We start from the raw sequence: 20,823 nt of genomic DNA, 5'->3' as shown, positions 1-20,823 counted from the left end.
AGTAATGATGGCGATACAGCGTCGAAATACAGCGTCCGGCGAACGGCTTGCCCCGCACTACAGGGCTCGCGAGAGCATCGGAAGACAGGCATGATCGACTATGCTTGAGCAGCGAAAGGAACAGGAAGTGGTTCACCCCCCCATGGATATCAAATTCACCAACCGGCTGTCATTCAAGCAAGCCAGGCTGACTGTGCTGGTCGGTTTTATTCTGGGCACGCTGCTCAGCCTGCTGCAAATAGGCATCGATTATGCCAGTGAAGACGCCTCCATCAATCGTGAAATCCTTTCATTACTGGAAATCAGCCACAACCCGGCCTCGCGGATCGCCTACAACATCGACGCTGAACTCGCCAAGGAGCTGACCCAGGGCCTGTTGCGCTCGCCGGCGATCATCGGGGTGAAGCTGACCGACAACAACGGCATCGTCCTGGCCAACGTCAAGCGTGCTGGCGTGCAAAACAGTTACCGGGTGCTCAGCGACTTCCTGTTTGGCGCCAGCCGACAGTTCGAAGACCGTCTTTACCTGGACCATCTCCCCAACGAATCCCTGGGAACGCTGCGCCTGAACGTCGACACTTATGCCTTCGGCGACCGCTTCCTGCGCCGGGCCGAAGTGACCCTGCTCAACGGCTTCGCCCGCAGCCTGCTGTTATCCGGGATTTTGCTGGCCTTGTTCTATGCCATGCTGACCAAGCCCCTGGTGCGGGTCATCCGCGAACTCAGCGGCCGCGACCCGAGCAGCATCGAGCCGACATCGCTGGAGTGCCCCGCCGGCCACGCCAACGATGAGATCGGCGTGCTGGTCAAGGTTGCCAACCAGCAATTTCAGAATATCGCCACTGAAATCCAGCAACGGCGAAACGCCGAAAACCGCCTGACCGAATACCTTGGTCAACTGGAAAACATCGTTTCGGCGCGCACCATCGAGCTCAAGGCGATCAACACCCGGCTCAGCCAATCGAACGAGGAACTGCAAGTCGCCCGCAGCACGGCCCTCGACATGGCCGAGGCACGCTCGGTGTTCCTGGCCAACATGAGCCATGAAATCCGCACGCCGCTCAATGGCTTGCTCGGGATGATCGCGCTGTCGCTGGACGGGCCGCTCACTGCCGAACAGCAGCAGCAACTGTCCATCGCCCATGACTCAGGCAAAGTGCTGGTGGAATTGCTCAACGATATTCTCGACCTGTCGAAATTCGATGCTGGGCAACTCGAACTCGAACACATCCCCTTCGACCTTGGCTCACTGGTCGAGGACACCGCCAACCTGCTGTCGCAGAACGCCGCCGCCAGCGTCGAACTGACCTGCCTGATCGATCCACGCTTCCCGGCACTGGTGCTCGGCGACCCGACCCGGGTGCGGCAAATCGTCAGCAACCTGTTGTCCAACGCGCTCAAGTTCACCCGATTCGGACGTGTCGACGTGCGCCTGTCGACGCAGGGCGATGGCGTCAGAATCGAAGTCTGCGACACCGGCATTGGCATTCCCCGGGATGCCCAGGTGAAAATTTTCCAACCGTTCACCCAGGCCGGCGCCGGCATCACTCGCCAGTTTGGCGGAACCGGGCTGGGCCTGGCGCTGACCTACAATCTGTGCGAAGCCATGCAAGGGCGCCTGACCATCAGTTCCGAACCGGGCTTCGGCAGCCAGTTCTGCGCGGATTTGCCCTTGCCCAGCCATACCCGTGCCATGCCGGTAGCCCTGCTCCAGGGCAAAGTCATCGCCATCACAGCCGCCAGCAGTGGCTTGCATGAACTGTTGAGCAACCTGGTGCCCGGCTGGGGACTGGCCTATGAACGACGCTCCATGGACGACTCGCTGCTTGGCTTGACGGCCGACGTGCTGATCACCGACTGCCCCGAATGCCTGTTCAATTTGCGGCCCACCCTTGGTGCACCGATCCTGCTGGTCACCGCCTACGGCAATTTCATGCCCAGCGAAGAGGTCAACGCCCTCGCCCCCTTGCAACAACAGGCGCGGCCCTTGGCGCGTAATACGCTGGACCAGATCTTGCGGCGGATCCTGCAACCCCAAACCCAACCGATCACCGAGGACCCGCTCACCGCGCAGGGCCCGCAAAGCCGCGGTCGCGTGCTGTTGGTCGAAGACAATCCGGTCAACCAGTTGGTGGCCAAGGGGATGCTCGGCAAACTCGGTTGCGAGGTAACCACGGCGGCCCATGGCGGCGAAGCCCTTGATCAGCTCGAGCAACGCGATTTCGACCTGGTGCTGATGGACTGCAACATGCCGGTGATGGATGGTTATGAAGCCAGCCGGCAAATCCGCCGCAGCGGCCGCTGGCCTCAGTTGCCCATCGTCGCCCTGACGGCCAACGCCATGTCAGAGGAACGCGAGCGCTGCCGGGCCGCGGGCATGAGCGACTACCTGGCCAAACCTTTCCGGCGCGAAGAACTCGCCGCCCTGCTGGACTTGTGGATACCTGCTAGGACAGCGACTTGATCTGCCCCAGCAGGTGATCGAGGCCGTCGCGCAAGTCGTTGAGGCGGTTCAGATCGACCCCGCTGTCGCACAACAGCCGCGCCTTGAGCGGCCCGACCTGATCGCGCAACGCCAGGCCGGCTGGCGACAGGCTCAGATGCACTTCACGTTCATCGCGCGCTGAACGCTGGCGCTGGACCAACTGCAGTTGTTCGAGGCGCTTGAGCAAGGGTGTCAGCGTGCCGGAATCCAGGGCCAGACGCTCGCCCAAGGCCTTGACGGTCGGCTGCTCGGGCGCGGCGTCCTGCCACTCCCACAACACCAGCATCGCCAGGTACTGCGGGTAGGTCAGGCCCAACGGGTCGAGCATCGGCTTGTAGGCGCGAATCACCGCCCGCGAGGCGGCGTACAGCTTGAAACACAGCTGGCTGTCGAGCTTCAGGGAATCTAGCGGCAAGCTATTCATTTGAGCAGGGCTTCGATCTCGCCGGTCAGGTCCATCGGCTTGGTCGCCGGGGCGAAACGCTTGACCAGTTGTCCATCCTTGCCGATCAGGAACTTGGTGAAGTTCCACTTGATGCCCTGAGAGCCCAGCACGCCCGGCGCACGCTTTTTCAACTGCACGAACAGCGGATGGGCGTCGGCACCGTTGACGTCGATCTTCTTGAACAGCGGGAAGCTGACACCGAAGTTCAGCTCGCAGAACTCGGAAATCGCCCCTTCGTTGCCCGGCTCTTGCTTGCCGAACTGATTGCAGGGAAAACCGAGCACCACCAGGCCTTGGTCCTTGTAGGTATGCCAGAGTTCTTCCAGGCCTTTGTACTGCGGGGTAAAACCGCATTTGCTGGCCGTGTTGACCACCAACACGGCTTTGCCGGCGAAATCTGCCAGGGTCTTTTGCTCGCCCTTGATGGTGGTGCAAGGGATGGACAGCAGGTTGTCGCTCATGTTCGCGGTTCCGAGTGAATGCCAGAGAAAACAAAATAGCGAGCAATTGAATTGTGTGCAATTTAAATAATTGCACAGACAATCAACTGTAGGAGCTGGCTTGCCAGCGAAGGGGCCTTCAAGTATTGCATCGCATTCAAGGACGCCATCGCTGGCAAGCCAGTTCCTACAGGGCTGACATTACGAGCGGGGTACCAGGTCCAGGCACACCGAATTGATGCAATACCGCAGGCCCGTCGGCGGCGGGCCGTCCGGGAATACGTGGCCCAGGTGCGCGTCGCATTTGGAACAGACCACTTCGGTGCGGATCATGCCGTGGCTGACATCACGAATCTCAGTCATGGCGTTGTCGCCGATCGGCGCATAAAAGCTTGGCCAGCCGCAGCCGGAGTCGAACTTGGTCTTGGAGTCGAACAGCGGCTCGTTGCAACAGATGCAGTGGTAGACACCGTCGGTCTTGGTGGCGTTGTATTTGCCGGAGAACGGTCGTTCGGTGCCCTTCAGACGGCACACGTTGTACTGCTCCGGATCGAGCATCGTCTTCCATTCTTCCAGGGTTTTTTCCAACTTTTCCATCATCACACCTCAGCGGCTGAAAAAGCCCGATCTGTACCTTTTCCACGGATCGGGCGGCACGTATGATTGCGCCTCGTCAAACGCCAGTCTGGCAGCCAGACCACGCGCATTCAAACGGAAATATGGGTGCTGCATCTCAAGGCGTCAGGCCTGTGTGAATACGCAGGATTCCCAGCACGGTTGTCCAAACGCCGGCTGGATCGTTCATTTTCGGGAACACATCGCCATGCAGGTCAGCAAATCGAACAAGCTCGCCAACGTCTGCTACGACATTCGCGGCCCGGTGCTCAAGCACGCCAAACGCCTGGAAGAGGAAGGCCATCGCATCCTCAAGCTGAACATCGGCAACCCGGCGCCTTTTGGTTTCGAAGCGCCGGATGAAATCCTCCAGGACGTGATCCGCAACCTGCCAACTGCGCAAGGCTACAGCGACTCCAAGGGCTTGTTCAGCGCGCGCAAGGCCGTGATGCAGTATTACCAGCAAAAGCAGGTAGAAGGCGTCGGCATTGAAGACATCTACCTGGGCAACGGCGTTTCCGAACTGATCGTGATGTCGATGCAGGCTTTGCTCAACAACGGCGACGAAGTGCTGGTGCCCGCGCCGGACTATCCGCTGTGGACCGCGGCCGTCAGCCTGTCGGGCGGTAACCCGGTGCATTACCTGTGCGACGAGCAGGCCAACTGGTGGCCTGACCTGGCCGACATAAAGGCCAAGATCACCCCGAACACCAAGGCCCTGGTGATCATCAACCCGAACAACCCGACTGGCGCGGTGTATTCGAAGGAAGTGTTGCTGGGCATGCTGGAACTGGCCCGCCAGCACAACCTGGTAGTGTTCTCCGACGAAATCTACGACAAGATCCTATATGACGATGCGGTGCACATCTGCACCGCCTCGCTGGCCCCGGACCTGCTGTGCCTGACCTTCAACGGCCTGTCCAAGTCCTACCGCGTGGCGGGCTTCCGGTCCGGCTGGATCGCCATTTCCGGCCCGAAACACCACGCCCAGAGCTACATCGAAGGCATCGACATGCTGGCCAACATGCGCCTGTGTGCCAACGTGCCGAGCCAGCACGCGATCCAGACCGCCCTCGGTGGCTACCAGAGCATCAACGACCTGGTGCTGCCGCAGGGCCGATTGCTGGAACAACGCAACCGCACCTGGGAATTGCTCAATGACATTCCCGGCGTAAGCTGTGTCAAGCCCATGGGCGCGCTGTACGCCTTCCCGCGGATCGACCCGAAAGTCTGCCCGATCCACAATGACGAGAAATTCGTCCTCGACCTGCTGCTATCCGAGAAGCTGTTGATCGTCCAGGGCACGGCGTTCAACTGGCCGTGGCCTGACCACTTCCGCGTCGTGACCCTGCCGCGCGTCGATGACCTGGAAATGGCCATCGGTCGCATCGGCAGCTTCCTCAAGTCCTACCGCCAGTAAGTGGCTCATCCCGTGCGATGCATCAGTGCGCCGCACGGTGATTCATTCAGCAACACTTGCTTGCACTCCAGCGATGACCCGCGCGCCAGCCCTTGGCGGATGATGCCTGGCCTGCCCGCGCCTAACAAAGGCTAGGGTCCTCGAGGGTATTTGACTGACAAACACTTCCCGCATCCCCGTCGGAATTGCCCTGCAAGCAGCTAGACTGTTGCCGTAGGACACAGTTTGAAATAGTCACCCGGTTGAATACCCCGGTGCAGCACCTTATATACCCCGCAGTACGCTACATCTTTAGCTTGAGGAGACTTCTACAACCATGATGCGCATCCTGCTGTTCTTGGCCACTAACCTGGCGGTCGTGCTGATTGCCAGCATCACCCTGAGCCTTTTCGGCTTCAACGGGTTCATGGCGGCCAATGGGGTTGATCTCAACCTCAATCAGCTGCTGATTTTCTGTGCGGTCTTTGGTTTCGCCGGTTCGCTGTTCTCGCTGTTCATCTCCAAGTGGATGGCGAAGATGAGCACCAGCACCCAGATCATCACCCAGCCACGAACCCGTCACGAGCAATGGCTGCTGCAAACCGTCGAGCAACTGTCCCGCGAAGCCGGGATCAAGATGCCCGAAGTCGGTATTTTCCCGGCCTACGAGGCGAATGCCTTCGCCACCGGCTGGAACAAGAACGACGCACTGGTCGCGGTCAGCCAGGGTTTGCTTGAGCGTTTCTCGCCGGATGAAGTGAAAGCCGTCCTTGCCCACGAAATCGGCCACGTGGCCAATGGCGACATGGTCACACTGGCGCTGATTCAGGGCGTGGTGAACACCTTCGTGATGTTCTTCGCACGGATCATCGGCAACTTCGTCGATAAAGTGATTTTCAAGAACGAAGAAGGCCAGGGCATTGCCTACTACGTGGCGACCATCTTCGCCGAACTGGTCCTGGGTATCCTGGCCAGCGCCATCGTCATGTGGTTCTCGCGCAAACGCGAATTCCGCGCCGACGAAGCCGGTGCGAACCTGGCCGGTACCGCCGCGATGATTGGCGCCCTGCAACGCCTGCGCGCCGAACAGGGCCTGCCGGTCCACATGCCTGATACCCTGAATGCCTTTGGCATCAACGGTGGCATCAAGCAAGGGTTTGCCCGCATGTTCATGAGCCACCCGCCGCTGGAAGAGCGTATTGATGCACTGGCTCGTCGCCGGGGCTAAGAGACACCAGGCAAATGAAAAGGCCCGCAGTGATGCAGGCCTTTTTTTGTCATGCTGGAATGCTGCGGTGTTCTTCAGGGCCCCTTCGATGGCAAGTCAGCTCCAACAGTTGACGGGGTCAGACACCATCCCTGTGGGAGCTGGCTTGCCAGCGAAGGGGCCGGCACTGCCAGCTGAACATTACCGACTGGCAACCCGATACACCCGCTCCTCCAACCGCGTCACTCCCGCCTCAAGGAACTTCCCGCTCTCGCTCAAGACATCCTGGTCTTCGAGGATCTTCACCGCCCAGGCGTCCCCGAACAACCGTTGCACTTCCTCATCGAGCACGGCAAACGGCGGGCCGGGCATCTGCGACTGGTCATAGTCCAGGGTGATCACCAGGCCATGGGAGTCCTTTGGCAGTATCCGCTTCAAATGGGCGGCGTAGCGCTCTCGCATTTCCGCCGGCAGCGCGATCAACGCCGCGCGATCATAAAGTGCAGAACAATCGGCAACATCGCCTGCCGTCAGCTCGAAGAAGTCGCCACACCACAGCTCAATGGAACCGGCCCGATAAACCTTGAACGGGCCCTGCTCGCTCACGGCTGGATCAAAGCCATGCTCGCTGAAAAACTCCTCGACGGCTTTTTCCGACAGTTCGACTCCCAAGACCTCATGGCCTTGATGCGCGAGCCATAGCAAATCCAGGCTTTTTCCACATAACGGCACCAACACGCGCGCGCCTTCTTCAAGGCTTAACGCTGGCCAGAACCGCTTTAGATGAGGGTTCACCTGCGGCAAGTGAAAGCCGATCTGATTCGCCGCCCACTTCTTGTGCCAAAACTCCGGTTGCATAATTAACCCCGAAAATTCGATCAAAACACCCTAAAACTTATATTAGATTTAGATCAATGATCTGACTGAAGATGGTGCCATCTTAACTCAGGAGCTCAGTCATGTTCCCCAGCCTGTACATTTCACACGGGTCTCCAATGCTGGCGCTGGAACCGGGTGCCAGCGGACCGGCACTCGCCCGCCTGTCAGCCGAAATGCCGAAGCCCAAGGCAATCGTGATGGTTTCTGCACACTGGGAGAGCAACGAGCTGTTGGTTAGCGGCAATCCCCACCCGGAAACCTGGCACGACTTCGGTGGTTTTCCCAAGGCCCTGTTCGAGGTCCAGTACCCGGCACCCGGCGATCCACAGCTCGCGGCCCAGGTCGTCGACTTGTTGAAAATAGCTGGTCTTCCCGTGCGCATCGACAGCAACCGGCCGTTCGACCACGGCGTCTGGGTGCCCATGTCGTTGATGTACCCGCAAGCGGACATCCCGATCGTTCAGGTTTCCCTGCCCACACGTGCGGGCCCGGCCCTGCAGACCCGAGTTGGTCACGCGCTGGCCAGCCTGCGTGAGCGCGACGTGCTGCTGATCGGCTCCGGCAGCATTACCCACAATCTGCGGGAACTGGACTGGCATGCTGGCCCGGAGAGTGTTGAGCCATGGGCCTTGTCGTTTCGCGACTGGATGATTGAGAAACTTGCCGCGAACGATGAAGCTGCGCTGCATGACTACCGTGCGCAAGCACCGAACGCCGTGCGCAATCACCCGAGCGATGAGCATTTGTTGCCGTTGTACTTTGCCCGCGCGGCGGGTGGGCCGTTCGGGATTGTCCACCAGGGATTCACCATGGGTGCGCTGGGCATGGACATCTACCGCTTCGGATAACCCCTTCGCGAGCAGGCTCGCCCACATTGGTATGCGATCCCCTGCTCGCGATTGGCGGCAACAAAAATCAGCAGGCAAAAAAAATCCCCGATCCAGTCGGGGATTTTTCATGTTCGATCAATCAGCCCGAAAGCGGATCAATCTTCGCGGTAGCGACGCAGCTTCAACTGCTTGCCAGCAACGCGAGTGTCCTTCAGCTTGGTCAGCAACTTCTCCAGACCATCTTCCGGCAGCTCGACGAGGCTGAAGCTGTCACGCACCTGGATGCGACCAATCGCTTCACGGGCCAGGCCGCCTTCGTTGAGGATGGCACCCAGCAGGTTCTTCGCCGCGATACCATCACGCGCACCCAGCGCGGTACGGCAACGTGCACGGCCTTCGCCCAGTGGCATCGGAGCGCGACGCTCGCGGTCGCCACGCTCAGGACGATCACCGGAACGCTCTGGACGATCGCCACGCGGTGCATTGTTCGGCACCAGTGGACGCTCTTTCTCGATAGCGGCCAGGTTCAGCGCTTGACCGTTGGTTGCCTTGCGCAGCAGGGCTGCGGCCAGGGCTCGTGGGCTGCATCCGATGTCGGCGGTCAGGCGATCGAGCAGATCACCGTGAGTCGATTCGGCATCAGCCACCAGCGGCGAGAGGCTGTTGGTCAGTTTCTTGATGCGCGCATCCAGAACGGCTTGAGCGTCCGGCAGGCGAACTTCAGCGACTTTCTGACCGGTTACACGCTCGATCACTTGCAGCATGCGGCGCTCACGCGGAGTCACCAGCAACAGCGCACGACCTTCGCGACCGGCACGGCCGGTACGGCCGATACGGTGAACGTAGGATTCCGGATCGTACGGCATGTCAACGTTGAATACGTGAGTGATGCGCGGAACGTCCAGGCCACGGGCAGCAACGTCGGTCGCCACAACGATGTCCAGACGGCCATCCTTGAGGGAGTCGATCACGCGCTCACGCTGGTTCTGGGCGATGTCGCCGTTCAGCGCAGCGGCTTTGTAGCCTTTGGCTTCCAGGGCACTGGCCAGGTCCAGGGTCGCTTGCTTGGTGCGCACGAACATGATCAGGGCGTCGAAATCTTCCACTTCCAGCAAGCTGAGAACGGCCGAAGTCTTCTGGTCAGCGTGAACCAACAGGTGAGCCTGTTCGATCGCCGTGACCGTCTGGGTCTTGGTCTGGATCTTCACGTGTTGCGGATCGCGCAGGTGGCGTTCAGCAATGGCACGGATCGACTGAGGCAAGGTGGCCGAGAACAGTACGGTCTGACGAGTCGCAGGCAGGGCCTTGAAGATAACTTCCAGGTCATCCATGAAGCCCAGCTTGAGCATTTCGTCGGCTTCGTCGAGAACCAGGTGGTTCACAGTCGCCAGTACTTTTTCGTCACGACGCAGGTGGTCGCAGAGACGGCCCGGAGTGGCGACAACAATCTGTGCACCATTACGGATTGCTTTCAATTGTGGGCCCATCGGCGCGCCGCCGTAGACAGCCACAACAGTTACGCCCGGCATTTGCTTGGCATAGGTTTCGAAAGCGGTTGCAACTTGTAGCGCCAACTCACGAGTTGGGGCCAGGATCAGGGCTTGCGGTTCGCGCTTTGCAGGATCGATGCGATGCAGGATCGGCAGGGCGAACGCAGCGGTTTTACCCGTACCGGTTTGCGCCTGACCAATCATGTCGTGACCGGCCATGATGATCGGGATCGATTGCTGCTGAATAGCCGATGGCTCTTCGTAGCCAGTCGCGGTGACGGCTGCAAGAATATTCGGATTAAGATTAAAAGCGGCGAAGCCGCCGGTTTCCTGGGTCATGGGTCTGCCTCTAAGTGCATCCGCAAAGACCCATGCTCCAAAGCTGCGCGTGCCGTGTTGAGACTCAAGAGTCGCCCTGGCAGCTTTGTCGGCGGGGATTTGCGAAAACGAATGAATGAAAAGAATCGTCAAGGAAGAGTCCGCTGGGCGGACGAGCAGCCGAAGCTGGCTTCGGGGAATTGCGCTACCTAAACGCGGCCCGGTTAAAGGCCGGCGCGCACTATACCGGAATTCGCCAAAAAAGGGAGCTTTTTTTATCGGAAATCCACCGCATACGCCGTTGTGTCACAGGCTTTGCGAATAATCGATCAGCCGTCTATTTTTCAAAGGCCCGGCCTTGCGGGTGATGGCGCTAAAACGGTTCACCTTTTACCGTGCGGACCACCGGTCTGACATGCCCTGCCCACCCCCGAGGACCAGCTCCATGAATCAGCCCTGCACCAGTCGAGTCAGCCGCGAACGCCATGGTCACGTGTTCAGGATCGGTCTGGACAGAGTGGCCAAGCGCAATGCCTTCGACCTCGACCTGCTCAACCAATTGAGCCTGGCCTACGGCGAGTTCGAAGCCGACAGCGAGGCGCGGGTGGCAGTGGTGTTCGGCCATGGTGATCACTTCACTGCCGGGCTCGACCTGGTGAATGCCAGCCAGACACTGGCCCAAGGTTGGCAAGCACCACCGGGTGGCTGCGATCCCTGGGGCGTGTTCGCCGGCCCCAGGGTCAGCAAACCGGTGATTGTCGCCGCCCAGGGTTATTGCCTGACCATCGGGATCGAGCTGATGCTCGCTGCTGATATCAACCTGTGCGCCAGCAACACCCGGTTCGCACAAATGGAAGTGCAACGCGGGATCTTCCCGTTTGGCGGCGCCACGTTGCGCCTGCATCAGGTGTCCGGCTGGGGCAATGCCATGCGCTGGTTGTTGACCGGCGATGAGTTCGACGCCCGCGATGCTTTGCACCTGGGATTGGTCCAGGAAGTCATGGCCAGTGAGGATTTACTGCCGCGGGCGATTGAGTTGGCCGAGCGGATCGCTCGGCAGGCGCCGTTGGGGGTGCAGGCGACATTGATGTCGGCACGACAGGCCCGGTATGAAGGGGAAACGGCGGCGGCACGGGGGTTGCCGCCGCTGGTGAAAAAATTGATGGCCAGCGAGGATGCGGCCGAGGGTGTGCGGTCGATGGTGGAGCGGCGGCCCGGGGTGTTCAAAGGGCTTTAGTTTTTGTGGTGGTTTTAATGGCCCCTTCGCTGGCAAGCCAGCTCCCACAGGGACTTGCGCAAATCCTGTGGGAGCTGGTTTGCCAGCGAAGGGGCCCATCCGGGCAATCAATTCATCAGGTCGCCGGGCGAATGCACTTGATCAACGAATCCAGCGAATAGCCCAAACGCGGCGCCAGCGCTTCGGCGCGTGCGGTCAAGCCTTCCATATCCAGTTGCTGATCCAGCTCCGACGGCACGATCAGAATCACGTTGCCCTCCTTCACCGGCAGTTCCCAGTAATGGCGGTGATACAAACCACGCAACAATGCAGCGCCCAAGGGTTTGCCATCGTCGGTTGCCCACTGGTTGATCACCAGCCAGCCACCCGGATTCAATCGCTTCTGGCAGTTTTCCAGAAAACTCCAGGCCAGATGCCCGACACCCGGACCGACATCGGTGTACAGGTCGACGAAAATAAGGTCTGCCGACTCAGCGGTATCCAGCAACTCCAGCGCATCGCCCACGCGGATGTACAGGCGCGGATCGTCATCCAGCCCCAGGTACTCAATGGCCAGGCGCGGTACGTCCGGGCGCAATTCGATGGCTTCGACATCTTCCAGCGGCAGGAATTTGAGGCAAGCCTGGGTCAGCGTCCCAGCGCCGAGACCAAGGAACAGCGCGCTTTCCGGTTGCTCGTGACACAACGCGCCGATCAGCATCGCCCGGGTGTAGTCGTACTCGAGCCAGCTCGGGTCGGCCGTGAACACGCAGCTTTGCTCAATGGCATCGCCGAACTCGAGAAACCGGTAATCGGCCACTTCCAGCACCCGAATCACGCCGAACTCGTCCTGCACCTCGGCGAGCAGATGCTCGACGCGCTCCTCAGTCATTTCATCTCCTGATCGCTGCCGGGGCCGGCAACGCAATAACACCGCGGGTAGAAAGCGGCAAAGGCCAGATTGTCGGCCAAGCGACCGGAACAGGTCACGCACTAATTTGCTGATAACATGGACGCCCGAGCGAAAACACTAGAGACCGTGATGAGCCAACCCTGGAGCCCCGACAGCTGGCGCGCCCTGCCGATCCAGCAACAACCCCTATACCCCGACGCTGCGCATTTGCAGCAGGTCGAGCAGACCCTGGCCAGCTATCCGCCACTGGTGTTTGCCGGTGAAGCCCGGGAGTTGCGCCGTCAGTTTGCCGAGGTAACCCAGGGCCGCGCGTTCCTGTTGCAGGGTGGCGACTGCGCCGAAAGCTTCGCCGAGTTCTCCGCCGCGAAAATCCGCGACACTTTCAAGGTGTTGTTGCAGATGGCGATCGTCATGACCTTTGCCGCCGGCTGCCCGGTGGTCAAGGTCGGGCGCATGGCCGGGCAGTTTGCCAAGCCTCGTTCGGCGAACGACGAAACCATCGATGGCGTGACCCTGCCCGCCTACCGTGGGGACATTGTCAACGGCATCGGTTTCGACGAAAAAAGCCGCGTCCCGGACCCGGAACGCCTGTTGCAGTCCTATCACCAGTCCACCGCGACCCTGAACCTGTTGCGCGCTTTCGCCCAGGGCGGTTTTGCCGACCTGCATCAGGTGCACAAATGGAACCTGGACTTCATCGCCAACTCGGCGCTGGCTGAAAAGTACAGCCACCTGGCCGACCGCATCGATGAAACCCTGGCGTTCATGCGCGCTTGCGGCATGGACACTTCGCCACAACTGCGTGAAACCAGTTTCTTCACAGCCCACGAAGCGCTGCTGCTGAACTATGAAGAAGCCTTCGTACGTCGCGACAGCCTGACCAACGATTACTACGACTGCTCGGCGCACATGCTCTGGATCGGCGACCGCACCCGTCAGCTCGACGGCGCCCATGTCGAATTCCTGCGCGGAGTGAACAACCCGATCGGCGTCAAGGTCGGCCCGAGCATGAACCCTGACGACCTGATCCGGCTGATCGACATCCTCAACCCGGATAACGATCCGGGTCGCCTTAACCTGATCGCGCGGATGGGCGCGAACAAGGTCGGCGATCACTTGCCGCAACTGATCCGCACGGTCCAGCGCGAAGGCAAGCAAGTGCTGTGGAGTTCTGACCCGATGCACGGCAACACGATCAAGGCCAGCAGCGGCTACAAGACCCGCGACTTTGCGCAGATCCTTGGCGAGGTGAAGCAGTTCTTCCAGGTGCATGAAGCCGAAGGCAGCTACGCCGGCGGTATCCACATCGAGATGACCGGGCAGAACGTGACCGAGTGCATTGGCGGAGCGCGGCCGATTACCGAGGATGGTTTGTCGGATCGTTACCACACCCATTGCGACCCGCGGATGAATGCCGATCAGTCACTGGAGCTGGCGTTTTTGATTGCCGAGACGCTGAAGCAGGTTCGGCGCTAAATCGAGTCGCGCCCTTCGCGAGCAGGCTCGCTCCCACATTGGACGGTGTTTCCCTGTGGGAGCGAGCCTGCTCGCGATAACGTCGGCTCAATCACCCTCAACCTGCGCCAATGCCCCCCGCAACCGCGCCGCACTCGCCCGCGGGCAATTCAACTGCACCTGCGCCAGCCCCAGCCAATCCGCCATCTGTCGCAGATTGACCGCCAACGCCAGCATCCCCTGGTCATCCAGCCCCGTTTCTTCCTCGTGCACCGCATGCACTGCCAACCGCCCTGCCGCCCGTTCGGCGCGTAGATCAACCCGTGCGGCAATCCGTTCGTTGTGCAGAAACGGCAACACGTAATAGCCGTACACCCGTTTGTCCTGCGGCGTGTAGATCTCCAGCCGATAGCGGAACTCAAACAGCCGCTCGGTCCGGCTGCGCTCCCAGATCAGCGAATCGAAGGGCGAGAGCAATGCACTGGCCGCGACTTTGCGCGGCACCGCGGGCTCAGGCAGGCAATAGGCCGGTTGGCGCCAACCCTCGACTTCACAAGTCAGCAACTCACCGGCCTCGACCAATTCGGCCAATCGTGTCCGGCTGTCCGCCGGGTTCAAGCGGAAATAGTCCCGCAGGTCCTTTTCCGTGCCGACACCCAGCGCCGTTGCCGCATGCCGTAGCAGGCCGCGCTGGGCCTCCTCCTCACTCAAAACAGGCTGGGCAAGCACCGCCGAGGGAATCACCCGCTCCGGCAAATCGTAGAGCCGCTCGAATCCGCGCCGTCCGGCCACGGTCACTTCACCGGCGGCGAACAACCATTCCAGCGCGTGCTTTTCCGCGCTCCAGTCCCACCAGGGCCCGGCCCGTTCTTGACGGGTCGACAGGCTCCCGGCACCCAGCGCACCCAGCTCTTCGACCGACGCCAACACCCGGCGAATGGTGTCCTGTTGTTCACGACCAAATCGCGCGAGCTGCTGATAAATGTCTTCGCCACGGCGCGCACGCTGCATGCGCCAGCGCATCAACGGGTACATGGACAGGGGCAACAACGAGGCTTCATGCCCCCAATACTCAAACAACGTACGACGACGGCCCTGGCTCCAGGCGGCCTGGTCGAGCAAATCGGAGGAGTAATTGCCGAGACGGGAAAACAGCGGAAGGTAGTGCGAACGCACCAGGGCGTTGACCGAGTCGATCTGCAAAATGCCCAGCCGTTCGATCAGCCGGTTGAGCGCAGCAGCCTTGATCGCCGCCGGCGGCTGCCGCCCGTTGAACCCTTGGGCGGCCAGCGCCAGACGTCGAGCCTGCTGGAGGGTAAAGGACAACGTTGCGGGCATGGGCATCTCCTTGTCTGCTCGCAACCTACCTCACCGGTAAGGGGTTTGTGTAGCGTGGCATTCATCATTTAGTGATCGGATCATTTATGCATCGGGTCACTCCAGAACGGTTTGATCGACTCGTTCTCGACGTCCGCACGGCTCATGCCGATGTCCTTGAGCGCTTCGTCGCTCAGGCTCGCCAGCAGTTCGCGCTCACGATGCAGTTCGTACCAACGGCCGACCTTGTGCAGCAGATCGGAAATCAAATGAACCGAGTGTCTTTGCGCGCTGTGGAACTCATGTTGACCTTTCATCTTGTTGCCCTCCGTTTGGGATGGCTCCAGTCTCGCGCCGGGTCTAAGATCAATCCAACGAATGTTTCTGATGTCACATATCTCGGAGATTGATGGATGTCAGCCTACCCGAGCATCGATACCGACGTGCTGCGCACCTTCGTCGCCATTGCCGACCAGGGCGGCTTCACCCGTGCCGGTGAATTGGTCAACCGCACCCAGTCCGCCGTCAGCATGCAGATGAAACGCCTGGAAGAAGACGTGTTGCAACGCCAGTTGTTCCAGCGCGACGGCCGGCAAGTACGCCTGACCGCCGAAGGCCAGGTGCTGCTGGGCTATGCCCGGCGCATCCTCAAGCTGCACAGTGAAGTGTTCAATACCTTGCGCGAGCCGGACATGATCGGCAGCGTGCGCATCGGCACGCCGGACGATTACGTGATGCGATTCCTGCCTGGGATCCTGCGGCGGTTTGCCCAGTCCTACCCGTTGATCCAGATCGAAGTGCACTGCGAATCATCCAAACAATTGCTGATGCGCCAGGACCTCGACCTGTCCATCGTCACCCGCGAACCGGGCAGCGAAATCGGTCAGTTGTTGCGCAAGGAACGCTTTGTCTGGGCCGAGGCGCAATGCTATAGCGCCCACGAGCAGACGCCGCTGCCGCTGGCGATGTTCAACAGTGATTGCTTCTGCCGGCTCTGGGCCTGCAATGCCCTGGACGCGCAGGGGCGTGATTATCGAGTGGCGTACAACAGCGACAGCCTGTCGGCGATCATGGCGGTGGTCAGCGCTGGCCTGGCGGTCACGGCGCAGCTGGAAAGCCTGATCACCGCGGACATGCGCATCCTTGGTGAGGCCGAAGACCTGCCAGTCCTGCCCGAGGCCAGCATCATGCTCGTGCGCAACCTGCATAATCCGTCGCCGATCACCGAATGCCTGGCCGAACACATCATTGAAGGGTTCAAACTTTGAACGCGAGCATCACCGCGCATAACACCAGGAAGCCGCAAAACAGCCCGCGCAGCAAACGCTCAGGTAAAGCGTGAGCAATCTTTACGCCCCAACTGATGCTCATCAGGCCGCCGACTGCCAGAGGCACACCGATCATCCAGTTCACCTGTTGATGAACGGCATACGTCACCAGCGTGACACCCGTGCTCGGCAGCGCCAAGGCCAGCGACAACCCTTGGGCAACCACTTGGCTGGTACCGAACAGACTGGTCAGCACGGGGGTTGCCACAACCGCGCCGCCAACACCGAACAAACCACCCATCGCACCGGATGCAGCGCCCAGCACACCCAACCAGGGCCAGGAGTAATTCATCTGCGAGACTGCCGGCGTGCTGCTGGCAAACATTCGCAGCAGGTTGTAGACCGACAACGCGACGAGAAACGCGACGAAGCCGACACGCATGGTTTGCGCATCAATGCCCAACGCCCAGATCGAACCGAGCCAGGCAAAACAAAAGCCCATGACGGCCAGCGGCAGCGCATGACGCAACTCGATCCGGTTGCGCTGGTGATAGCGCCATAGCGCCAGCATCACGTTCGGCACCACCATGACTAGCGCCGTGCCTTGGGCGATCTGCTGGTCGAGCCCAAACAATACGCCCAGCAGCGGAATCGCGATCAGGCCGCCGCCAATCCCGAACAACCCACCCAGGGTGCCCAGGGCCGCGCCAAATATCAGGTACGTCACACACTCAATCACAGCCCAATACTCCTCACGTCATGCGCTGGATCCTACGCAGTCTGGCGTGGAAATGCACAGCGACGCACAATGGCTGTGCTTCTACGCCTTGCGTCTGGACCAACAGCCCAACCCCCGCAGCCGTTTATTGCTGGAATACCCGAAGACGCGCTTCAGCCCGGTTCCACCTTGGGATCTTTTGCTGCAAACCCATTTGCAGCAGCACTGATGAAAATTATCTGGCGCATTAAAGATTCGCCCGCTAGATTCCTGGCATCACTGACAAAGGCTTCGACATGACCACCGAACACGATATGGCGGACGACTGCGACCACCTGTTGCTGGACAATCAGGTGTGCTTCGCCCTGCATTCCACCTCGTTGATGATGACCAAGGTCTACAAGCCCTTGCTGCAAGCGCTGGGGCTGACCTACCCGCAATACCTGGCGATGATGGTGTTGTGGGAACGGGATGGTTTGACCGTAGGCGAAATCAGCACACGGTTGATGACCGACCCCGGCTCGTTGACGCCGCTGCTCAAGCGCCTGGAAGCCGAAGGCTTGCTCAGCCGCACCCGCAGTCGCGAGGATGAACGGGTAGTGATCGTCGAGTTGACCGAGCAAGGCCGGGCGTTGCGCGACAAGGCGCGAGATATTCCGCAGTGCATCCTCGGCGCCAGCGGGATGACCCTGGAGCGCCTGCAACACCTGCAAGCGGAACTGCAAGCGTTGCGGAGCAGCCTGCAAGACAGCCTCTGACGCCCCAAACCACCACCATCCCCCTGTAGGAGCGAGCCTGCTCGCGATTGCGATGTCACATTCAGCCAAAGTTGACTGACACACCGCCATCGCGAGCAGGCTCGCTCCTACAATTGTTTCCAGCCCACTTCACCAACCGTTCGTCTGTCCCGGCCAGAATATTTTGCTTTTATATTGCGCACTAAACATTAGCGCGTTACATTCACTTCGCACTTACTTAGCGCGCAAACATTTAGCGCAAACAAATCAGATCCGGAACGAGGCTATCACCATGCAAACTCTCTACACCGCCATCGCAACGTCCACCGGTGGCCGTGACGGTCGTGCGATCTCCAGCGACAACATCCTCGACGTCAAACTCGCCACGCCCAAAGAACTCGGCGGTGCCGGTGGCGCAGCCACCAACCCTGAGCAACTGTTTGCTGCCGGCTACTCCGCCTGCTTCATCGGCGCCTTGAAATTCGTCGCCAGCCAGACCAAGCGCAACATCCCGAACGACGCGTCGATCACCGCCCACGTCGGCATCGGCCAGATCCCTGGCGGCTTCGGTCTGGACATCGACCTGCACATCAGCCTGCCGGGGCTTGAACAGGCCGATGCACAAGCTCTGGTCGACGCAGCCCATCAGGTCTGCCCGTACTCCAACGCCACCCGTGGCAACGTCGAGGTACGTCTGCACGTCACCGTCTGAGCTCCTACAGGGAGTCATCGCGGTTCTGGCAGGCACAAAAAAGCCCGACTCAAGGGTCGGGCTTTTTCATTCCACAAGGGGTGCTTATTTAGCACGGCCTTTGTAGGAACCGCCTTCGCGGGTATCGATCTCGATCATGTCGCCGATTTCGATGAAGTCAGCAACCGACAGCTCGGTACCGTTCTTCAGTTTGGCAGGCTTCATGACCTTGCCGGAAGTGTCGCCGCGAGCGGAGCCTTCGGTGTAGTCAACCTGACGCACGATGGTGGTCGGCAGTTCTACGGAAACCAGGCGTTCTTCAAAGAACACGGCTTCGCAAACGTCGGTCATGCCTTCTTCGATGAATGGCAGAACGCTCTCGATGTCTTCGGCGTTCAGCTCGTACATGGTGTAGTCAGTGGTGTCCATGAACGTGTAGGAGTCGCCGTTGATGAAGGACAGGGTCGCTTCTTTGCGGTCGAGGATCACGTCGTCCAGTTTGTCGTCGGCGCTGTAAACGATCTCGGTCTTGTAACCGGTCAGCAGGTTTTTCAGCTTGGTCTTCATGATCGCGCTGTTACGACCCGACTTGGTGAATTCAGCTTTCTGAACCAGCCAAGGGTCGTTTTCGAGACGGATCACCATCCCGGGTTTCAGTTCTTTACCAGTTTTCATTGCGAATATCCGAAATTGGATGGGATTTACAAAAATCTAGGCCGCGTATCATATCCAATTTCCATAAAACTGTACCAGCGCCGTGGCAAGATCGGCCTGCAAGGCCTGTTCCAGACACCACGTCTCGGCGTGTTTTTCCAGCTCTGGCCAGTGTTTACGGGTGGATTGCCAGTGGTCGGGCATTTTTTCACCCGCGTTCCACGCCCGCCAAAGACCGCTGATCGCCTCGCGCGCAGGGTTCGAAAGCCCCTTCACGTACAGTTCGAGGAAGGCTTCGAGCTTGTCCAGATGGATGTCTTCTTCCTGCCGGTAGATGTGCCAGAGAAAAGGCCGGCCCGCCCATTGCGCACGCACGAAGGAGTCTTCGCCGCGCACGGCGTTGAAATCGCAGCACCACAGCAACATGTCGTATTGGTCCTGGCGGACGAATGGCAGCACTTGCACGGTCAAGGCATCACGCACATGCTCGGCGCCGGCGGCCAAACCCTGCACACCGAGCCAACGCTCGACATCGCCGAGAATCCGCCCTTCCGGCACCAACAGATGGGTGGCGGTCGAATCGCTGGCCATCGCATCGAGCCAACTGGCGAGCCCGGTGTTTTCGTAGGCAAACAACGAGATCAACTGCGCGCCAGGCGCAGGATCAATCCCTAATCCTTGCAGGAACTCTGCTTGAGCTTGCGGGTTTTGTTGAAACTGCCGACGACGCTCCAGCAAGCCGCGCTCACGCAACAAGCCGCCGGTGCCTTTCTGGAACCCCGGGAAGAAAAAGAACTTCTGCACGCTTTTGTATTTCACCGACGGCAAACCGTGGCAACCGATCACCCAGTCTTCGGCGCTCAGGTAATCCAGGTTCATCCACAGCGGGGGCTTTTCCCGTTCGGTCATGGCGTCCATGTAGGCGCTGGGCAACTGACAGGCGAACGCGGCGATCACCACATCGGCGGCTTCGGTCGGTTGCCATTCGGATGGCCAATGACGGACCTCGACCTCTTGTTGCCACTGTTGCGCGGCATGGATGTCGATGGGTGGACAAATGCGCTCAAAGGAACGCAGGTCGTCGACCCACAGGCGCACGGCCAACCCATGCTCGGCCACCAGTTGCCGGGCCAGCCGCCAGGTCACACCGATGTCACCGAAGTTATCGACCACGGTGCAAAAAATATCCCAGCGGGTTTTCATTTCAGGCATAACAGATTCCCGTTGGCAAAGCCGCCGATTGTCCGCATAAATTACCCCGTGCAGAAGAGCCGACGGCGATTATTCTTCATGCGACAATCGCCACTCGCCCGTGACCTTTCGCCAGGAGGCAACATGCCCCACCGCCCCACGCCACGCCGCTCCTTCCCCATCAGCCTCAACGCCCTGCAACTGACCGGCAGCATCGCCCTCGGCCTGTGGCTGGGCTTCCTGGCCATCGTGCTGACCTGCTGGCTCGCCTCGCGCCTGCTGTTCAGCGAGCAACTGGCCCCGGTCGCTGCGGCGGTGGAACAACTGGCCAAGCCACCCGAGGCGGCACAACCGATACCAAACATTCCACCACAGAGCCCGCTGTTCGAGCAGTACGAAGAGAACCTGCGCAAGAACGAACAAGCACAACGGCTCGACCAGGCGCGCAGCAGCAATCGCAACCTGTCCAATCCGAACTGTCAATTCTGGCTACAACAGGACCGGACAGCCCCCAGCGAAAAAAGCCGCGCCAATGTCCTGCAATTCTGTGATTGA

At 60.0% G+C, this 20,823-nt stretch carries 21 protein-coding genes and 1 pseudogene; 11 read left to right on the top strand and 11 right to left on the bottom strand.

Annotated elements, in window-relative coordinates; translation table 11 throughout:
* Nucleotides 1-142 precede the first annotated feature (142 nt).
* Entirely contained in the window at nt 143-2,464 is a 2,322-nt protein-coding gene (locus tag J1D76_RS22235; RefSeq protein WP_421140488.1) for a response regulator, read from the top strand.
* Here the strand turns inward: J1D76_RS22235 and J1D76_RS22230 are convergent.
* From J1D76_RS22230 to msrB, 3 genes are all read right to left on the bottom strand, one after another.
* Complete coding sequence (locus tag J1D76_RS22230) at nt 2,448-2,909, bottom strand: MarR family winged helix-turn-helix transcriptional regulator (protein ID WP_421140487.1); 462 nt, start codon at nt 2,907-2,909, stop codon at nt 2,448-2,450. The genes J1D76_RS22235 and J1D76_RS22230 overlap by 17 nt on opposite strands.
* Nucleotides 2,906-3,391, bottom strand: coding sequence for a glutathione peroxidase (locus J1D76_RS22225; protein ID WP_421140486.1), 486 nt, complete (start codon nt 3,389-3,391; stop codon nt 2,906-2,908). The genes J1D76_RS22230 and J1D76_RS22225 overlap by 4 nt, the downstream gene beginning before the upstream one ends.
* Nucleotides 3,392-3,571: 180 nt before the next feature.
* The gene (gene msrB / locus J1D76_RS22220) at nt 3,572-3,967 is read right to left on the bottom strand and encodes a peptide-methionine (R)-S-oxide reductase MsrB (protein ID WP_421140485.1); all 396 of its coding nucleotides are present in this window, start codon (nt 3,965-3,967) and stop codon (nt 3,572-3,574) included.
* 226 nt (nt 3,968-4,193) lie between these two features.
* Here msrB and J1D76_RS22215 point away from each other — a divergent pair, with 226 nt between their 5' ends.
* Nucleotides 4,194-5,405 (top strand): pyridoxal phosphate-dependent aminotransferase, encoded by a 1,212-nt coding sequence (locus tag J1D76_RS22215; protein WP_421140484.1) that lies wholly within the window; start codon nt 4,194-4,196, stop codon nt 5,403-5,405.
* A 316-nt stretch (nt 5,406-5,721) separates the two neighbouring features.
* The gene (gene htpX, locus J1D76_RS22210; protein WP_007973520.1) at nt 5,722-6,612 is read left to right on the top strand and encodes a protease HtpX; all 891 of its coding nucleotides are present in this window, start codon (nt 5,722-5,724) and stop codon (nt 6,610-6,612) included.
* Between the two features lie 180 nt (nt 6,613-6,792).
* Here the strand turns inward: htpX and J1D76_RS22205 are convergent, their stop codons facing one another.
* Entirely contained in the window at nt 6,793-7,449 is a 657-nt protein-coding gene (locus tag J1D76_RS22205) for a thiopurine S-methyltransferase (protein WP_421140512.1), read from the bottom strand.
* A 101-nt stretch (nt 7,450-7,550) separates the two neighbouring features.
* Between J1D76_RS22205 and J1D76_RS22200 the strand changes: the two genes are divergently transcribed.
* Nucleotides 7,551-8,318 (top strand): DODA-type extradiol aromatic ring-opening family dioxygenase, encoded by a 768-nt coding sequence (locus tag J1D76_RS22200; RefSeq protein WP_421140483.1) that lies wholly within the window; start codon nt 7,551-7,553, stop codon nt 8,316-8,318.
* A gap of 137 nt (nt 8,319-8,455) precedes the next feature.
* Here J1D76_RS22200 and J1D76_RS22195 read toward each other — a convergent pair whose 3' ends face one another.
* A complete protein-coding gene (locus J1D76_RS22195) occupies nt 8,456-10,129 on the bottom strand; it encodes a DEAD/DEAH box helicase (RefSeq protein WP_075948176.1) in 1,674 nt (557 codons plus the stop codon).
* A gap of 424 nt (nt 10,130-10,553) precedes the next feature.
* On the opposite strand from J1D76_RS22195, the gene J1D76_RS22190 reads away from it, so the two are divergent.
* Nucleotides 10,554-11,345, top strand: a complete 792-nt coding sequence (locus J1D76_RS22190) for a crotonase/enoyl-CoA hydratase family protein (protein WP_421140482.1) — start codon at nt 10,554-10,556, stop codon at nt 11,343-11,345.
* 115 nt (nt 11,346-11,460) lie between these two features.
* Here the strand turns inward: J1D76_RS22190 and J1D76_RS22185 are convergent, their stop codons facing one another.
* Nucleotides 11,461-12,216 carry a spermidine synthase gene (locus J1D76_RS22185; RefSeq protein WP_421140481.1) on the bottom strand — a complete coding sequence of 252 codons (756 nt, stop codon included), beginning with the start codon at nt 12,214-12,216 and terminating at the stop codon, nt 11,461-11,463.
* 150 nt (nt 12,217-12,366) lie between these two features.
* Between J1D76_RS22185 and J1D76_RS22180 the strand changes: the two genes are divergently transcribed.
* Nucleotides 12,367-13,713, top strand: coding sequence for a class II 3-deoxy-7-phosphoheptulonate synthase (locus tag J1D76_RS22180; RefSeq protein WP_421140480.1), 1,347 nt, complete (start codon nt 12,367-12,369; stop codon nt 13,711-13,713).
* 87 nt (nt 13,714-13,800) lie between these two features.
* Here J1D76_RS22180 and J1D76_RS22175 read toward each other — a convergent pair whose 3' ends face one another.
* Together J1D76_RS22175 and J1D76_RS22170 are read right to left on the bottom strand one after the other, a co-directional pair.
* Nucleotides 13,801-15,030 (bottom strand): winged helix-turn-helix domain-containing protein, encoded by a 1,230-nt coding sequence (locus J1D76_RS22175; RefSeq protein WP_421140479.1) that lies wholly within the window; start codon nt 15,028-15,030, stop codon nt 13,801-13,803.
* A gap of 80 nt (nt 15,031-15,110) precedes the next feature.
* A complete protein-coding gene (locus tag J1D76_RS22170) occupies nt 15,111-15,326 on the bottom strand; it encodes a DUF1127 domain-containing protein (RefSeq protein ID WP_421140478.1) in 216 nt (71 codons plus the stop codon).
* Between the two features lie 96 nt (nt 15,327-15,422).
* Between J1D76_RS22170 and J1D76_RS22165 the strand changes: the two genes are divergently transcribed.
* The gene (locus J1D76_RS22165; RefSeq protein WP_421140477.1) at nt 15,423-16,277 is read left to right on the top strand and encodes a LysR substrate-binding domain-containing protein; all 855 of its coding nucleotides are present in this window, start codon (nt 15,423-15,425) and stop codon (nt 16,275-16,277) included.
* Here the strand turns inward: J1D76_RS22165 and J1D76_RS22160 are convergent.
* Nucleotides 16,267-17,016 (bottom strand): sulfite exporter TauE/SafE family protein, encoded by a 750-nt coding sequence (locus tag J1D76_RS22160; RefSeq protein WP_421140476.1) that lies wholly within the window; start codon nt 17,014-17,016, stop codon nt 16,267-16,269. The two genes, J1D76_RS22165 and J1D76_RS22160, sit on opposite strands and share 11 nt — an antisense overlap.
* An 82-nt stretch (nt 17,017-17,098) precedes the next feature.
* Between J1D76_RS22160 and J1D76_RS22155 the strand changes: the two are divergent.
* The 3 genes and pseudogenes from J1D76_RS22155 to J1D76_RS22145 form a co-directional block, all read left to right on the top strand.
* A pseudogene (locus J1D76_RS22155) lies at nt 17,099-17,224 on the top strand (LysR family transcriptional regulator); the annotation flags it as partial.
* Between the two features lie 67 nt (nt 17,225-17,291).
* Complete coding sequence (locus tag J1D76_RS22150) at nt 17,292-17,753, top strand: MarR family winged helix-turn-helix transcriptional regulator (protein ID WP_421140475.1); 462 nt, start codon at nt 17,292-17,294, stop codon at nt 17,751-17,753.
* A gap of 271 nt (nt 17,754-18,024) precedes the next feature.
* Nucleotides 18,025-18,444 (top strand): organic hydroperoxide resistance protein, encoded by a 420-nt coding sequence (locus J1D76_RS22145; protein WP_421140474.1) that lies wholly within the window; start codon nt 18,025-18,027, stop codon nt 18,442-18,444.
* A gap of 84 nt (nt 18,445-18,528) precedes the next feature.
* On the opposite strand, the gene J1D76_RS22140 is transcribed toward J1D76_RS22145, so the two are convergent.
* Together J1D76_RS22140 and earP are read right to left on the bottom strand one after the other, a co-directional pair.
* Nucleotides 18,529-19,098 (bottom strand): elongation factor P, encoded by a 570-nt coding sequence (locus J1D76_RS22140; protein WP_421140473.1) that lies wholly within the window; start codon nt 19,096-19,098, stop codon nt 18,529-18,531.
* A 48-nt stretch (nt 19,099-19,146) separates the two neighbouring features.
* Nucleotides 19,147-20,289, bottom strand: coding sequence for an elongation factor P maturation arginine rhamnosyltransferase EarP (gene earP / locus J1D76_RS22135; protein WP_421140472.1), 1,143 nt, complete (start codon nt 20,287-20,289; stop codon nt 19,147-19,149).
* A gap of 123 nt (nt 20,290-20,412) precedes the next feature.
* On the opposite strand from earP, the gene J1D76_RS22130 reads away from it, so the two are divergent.
* Nucleotides 20,413-20,823, top strand: a complete 411-nt coding sequence (locus J1D76_RS22130) for a hypothetical protein (protein WP_421140471.1) — start codon at nt 20,413-20,415, stop codon at nt 20,821-20,823.

It is taken from the genome of Pseudomonas sp. NFX15 (assembly GCF_049132105.1).
Lineage (GTDB): Bacteria > Pseudomonadota > Gammaproteobacteria > Pseudomonadales > Pseudomonadaceae > Aquipseudomonas.
The sequence above is the reverse complement of the archived record's forward strand: the minus strand, read 5'-3'. Positions and strand labels throughout refer to the sequence as shown.

Excerpts from the sequence above, each read along its gene's own strand:
- J1D76_RS22235 (WP_421140488.1), top strand. The coding sequence starts at position 143 with ATGGATATCAAATTCACCAACCGGCTGTCATTCAAGCAAGCCAGGCTG.
- J1D76_RS22230 (WP_421140487.1), bottom strand. The coding sequence starts at position 2,909 with ATGAATAGCTTGCCGCTAGATTCCCTGAAGCTCGACAGCCAGCTGTGT.
- J1D76_RS22225 (WP_421140486.1), bottom strand. The coding sequence starts at position 3,391 with ATGAGCGACAACCTGCTGTCCATCCCTTGCACCACCATCAAGGGCGAG.
- msrB (WP_421140485.1), bottom strand. The coding sequence starts at position 3,967 with ATGGAAAAGTTGGAAAAAACCCTGGAAGAATGGAAGACGATGCTCGAT.
- J1D76_RS22215 (WP_421140484.1), top strand. The coding sequence starts at position 4,194 with ATGCAGGTCAGCAAATCGAACAAGCTCGCCAACGTCTGCTACGACATT.
- htpX (WP_007973520.1), top strand. The coding sequence starts at position 5,722 with ATGATGCGCATCCTGCTGTTCTTGGCCACTAACCTGGCGGTCGTGCTG.
- J1D76_RS22205 (WP_421140512.1), bottom strand. The coding sequence starts at position 7,449 with ATGCAACCGGAGTTTTGGCACAAGAAGTGGGCGGCGAATCAGATCGGC.
- J1D76_RS22200 (WP_421140483.1), top strand. The coding sequence starts at position 7,551 with ATGTTCCCCAGCCTGTACATTTCACACGGGTCTCCAATGCTGGCGCTG.
- J1D76_RS22195 (WP_075948176.1), bottom strand. The coding sequence starts at position 10,129 with ATGACCCAGGAAACCGGCGGCTTCGCCGCTTTTAATCTTAATCCGAAT.
- J1D76_RS22190 (WP_421140482.1), top strand. The coding sequence starts at position 10,554 with ATGAATCAGCCCTGCACCAGTCGAGTCAGCCGCGAACGCCATGGTCAC.
- J1D76_RS22185 (WP_421140481.1), bottom strand. The coding sequence starts at position 12,216 with ATGACTGAGGAGCGCGTCGAGCATCTGCTCGCCGAGGTGCAGGACGAG.
- J1D76_RS22180 (WP_421140480.1), top strand. The coding sequence starts at position 12,367 with ATGAGCCAACCCTGGAGCCCCGACAGCTGGCGCGCCCTGCCGATCCAG.
- J1D76_RS22175 (WP_421140479.1), bottom strand. The coding sequence starts at position 15,030 with ATGCCCGCAACGTTGTCCTTTACCCTCCAGCAGGCTCGACGTCTGGCG.
- J1D76_RS22170 (WP_421140478.1), bottom strand. The coding sequence starts at position 15,326 with ATGAAAGGTCAACATGAGTTCCACAGCGCGCAAAGACACTCGGTTCAT.
- J1D76_RS22165 (WP_421140477.1), top strand. The coding sequence starts at position 15,423 with ATGTCAGCCTACCCGAGCATCGATACCGACGTGCTGCGCACCTTCGTC.
- J1D76_RS22150 (WP_421140475.1), top strand. The coding sequence starts at position 17,292 with ATGACCACCGAACACGATATGGCGGACGACTGCGACCACCTGTTGCTG.
- J1D76_RS22145 (WP_421140474.1), top strand. The coding sequence starts at position 18,025 with ATGCAAACTCTCTACACCGCCATCGCAACGTCCACCGGTGGCCGTGAC.
- J1D76_RS22140 (WP_421140473.1), bottom strand. The coding sequence starts at position 19,098 with ATGAAAACTGGTAAAGAACTGAAACCCGGGATGGTGATCCGTCTCGAA.
- earP (WP_421140472.1), bottom strand. The coding sequence starts at position 20,289 with ATGCCTGAAATGAAAACCCGCTGGGATATTTTTTGCACCGTGGTCGAT.
- J1D76_RS22130 (WP_421140471.1), top strand. The coding sequence starts at position 20,413 with ATGCCCCACCGCCCCACGCCACGCCGCTCCTTCCCCATCAGCCTCAAC.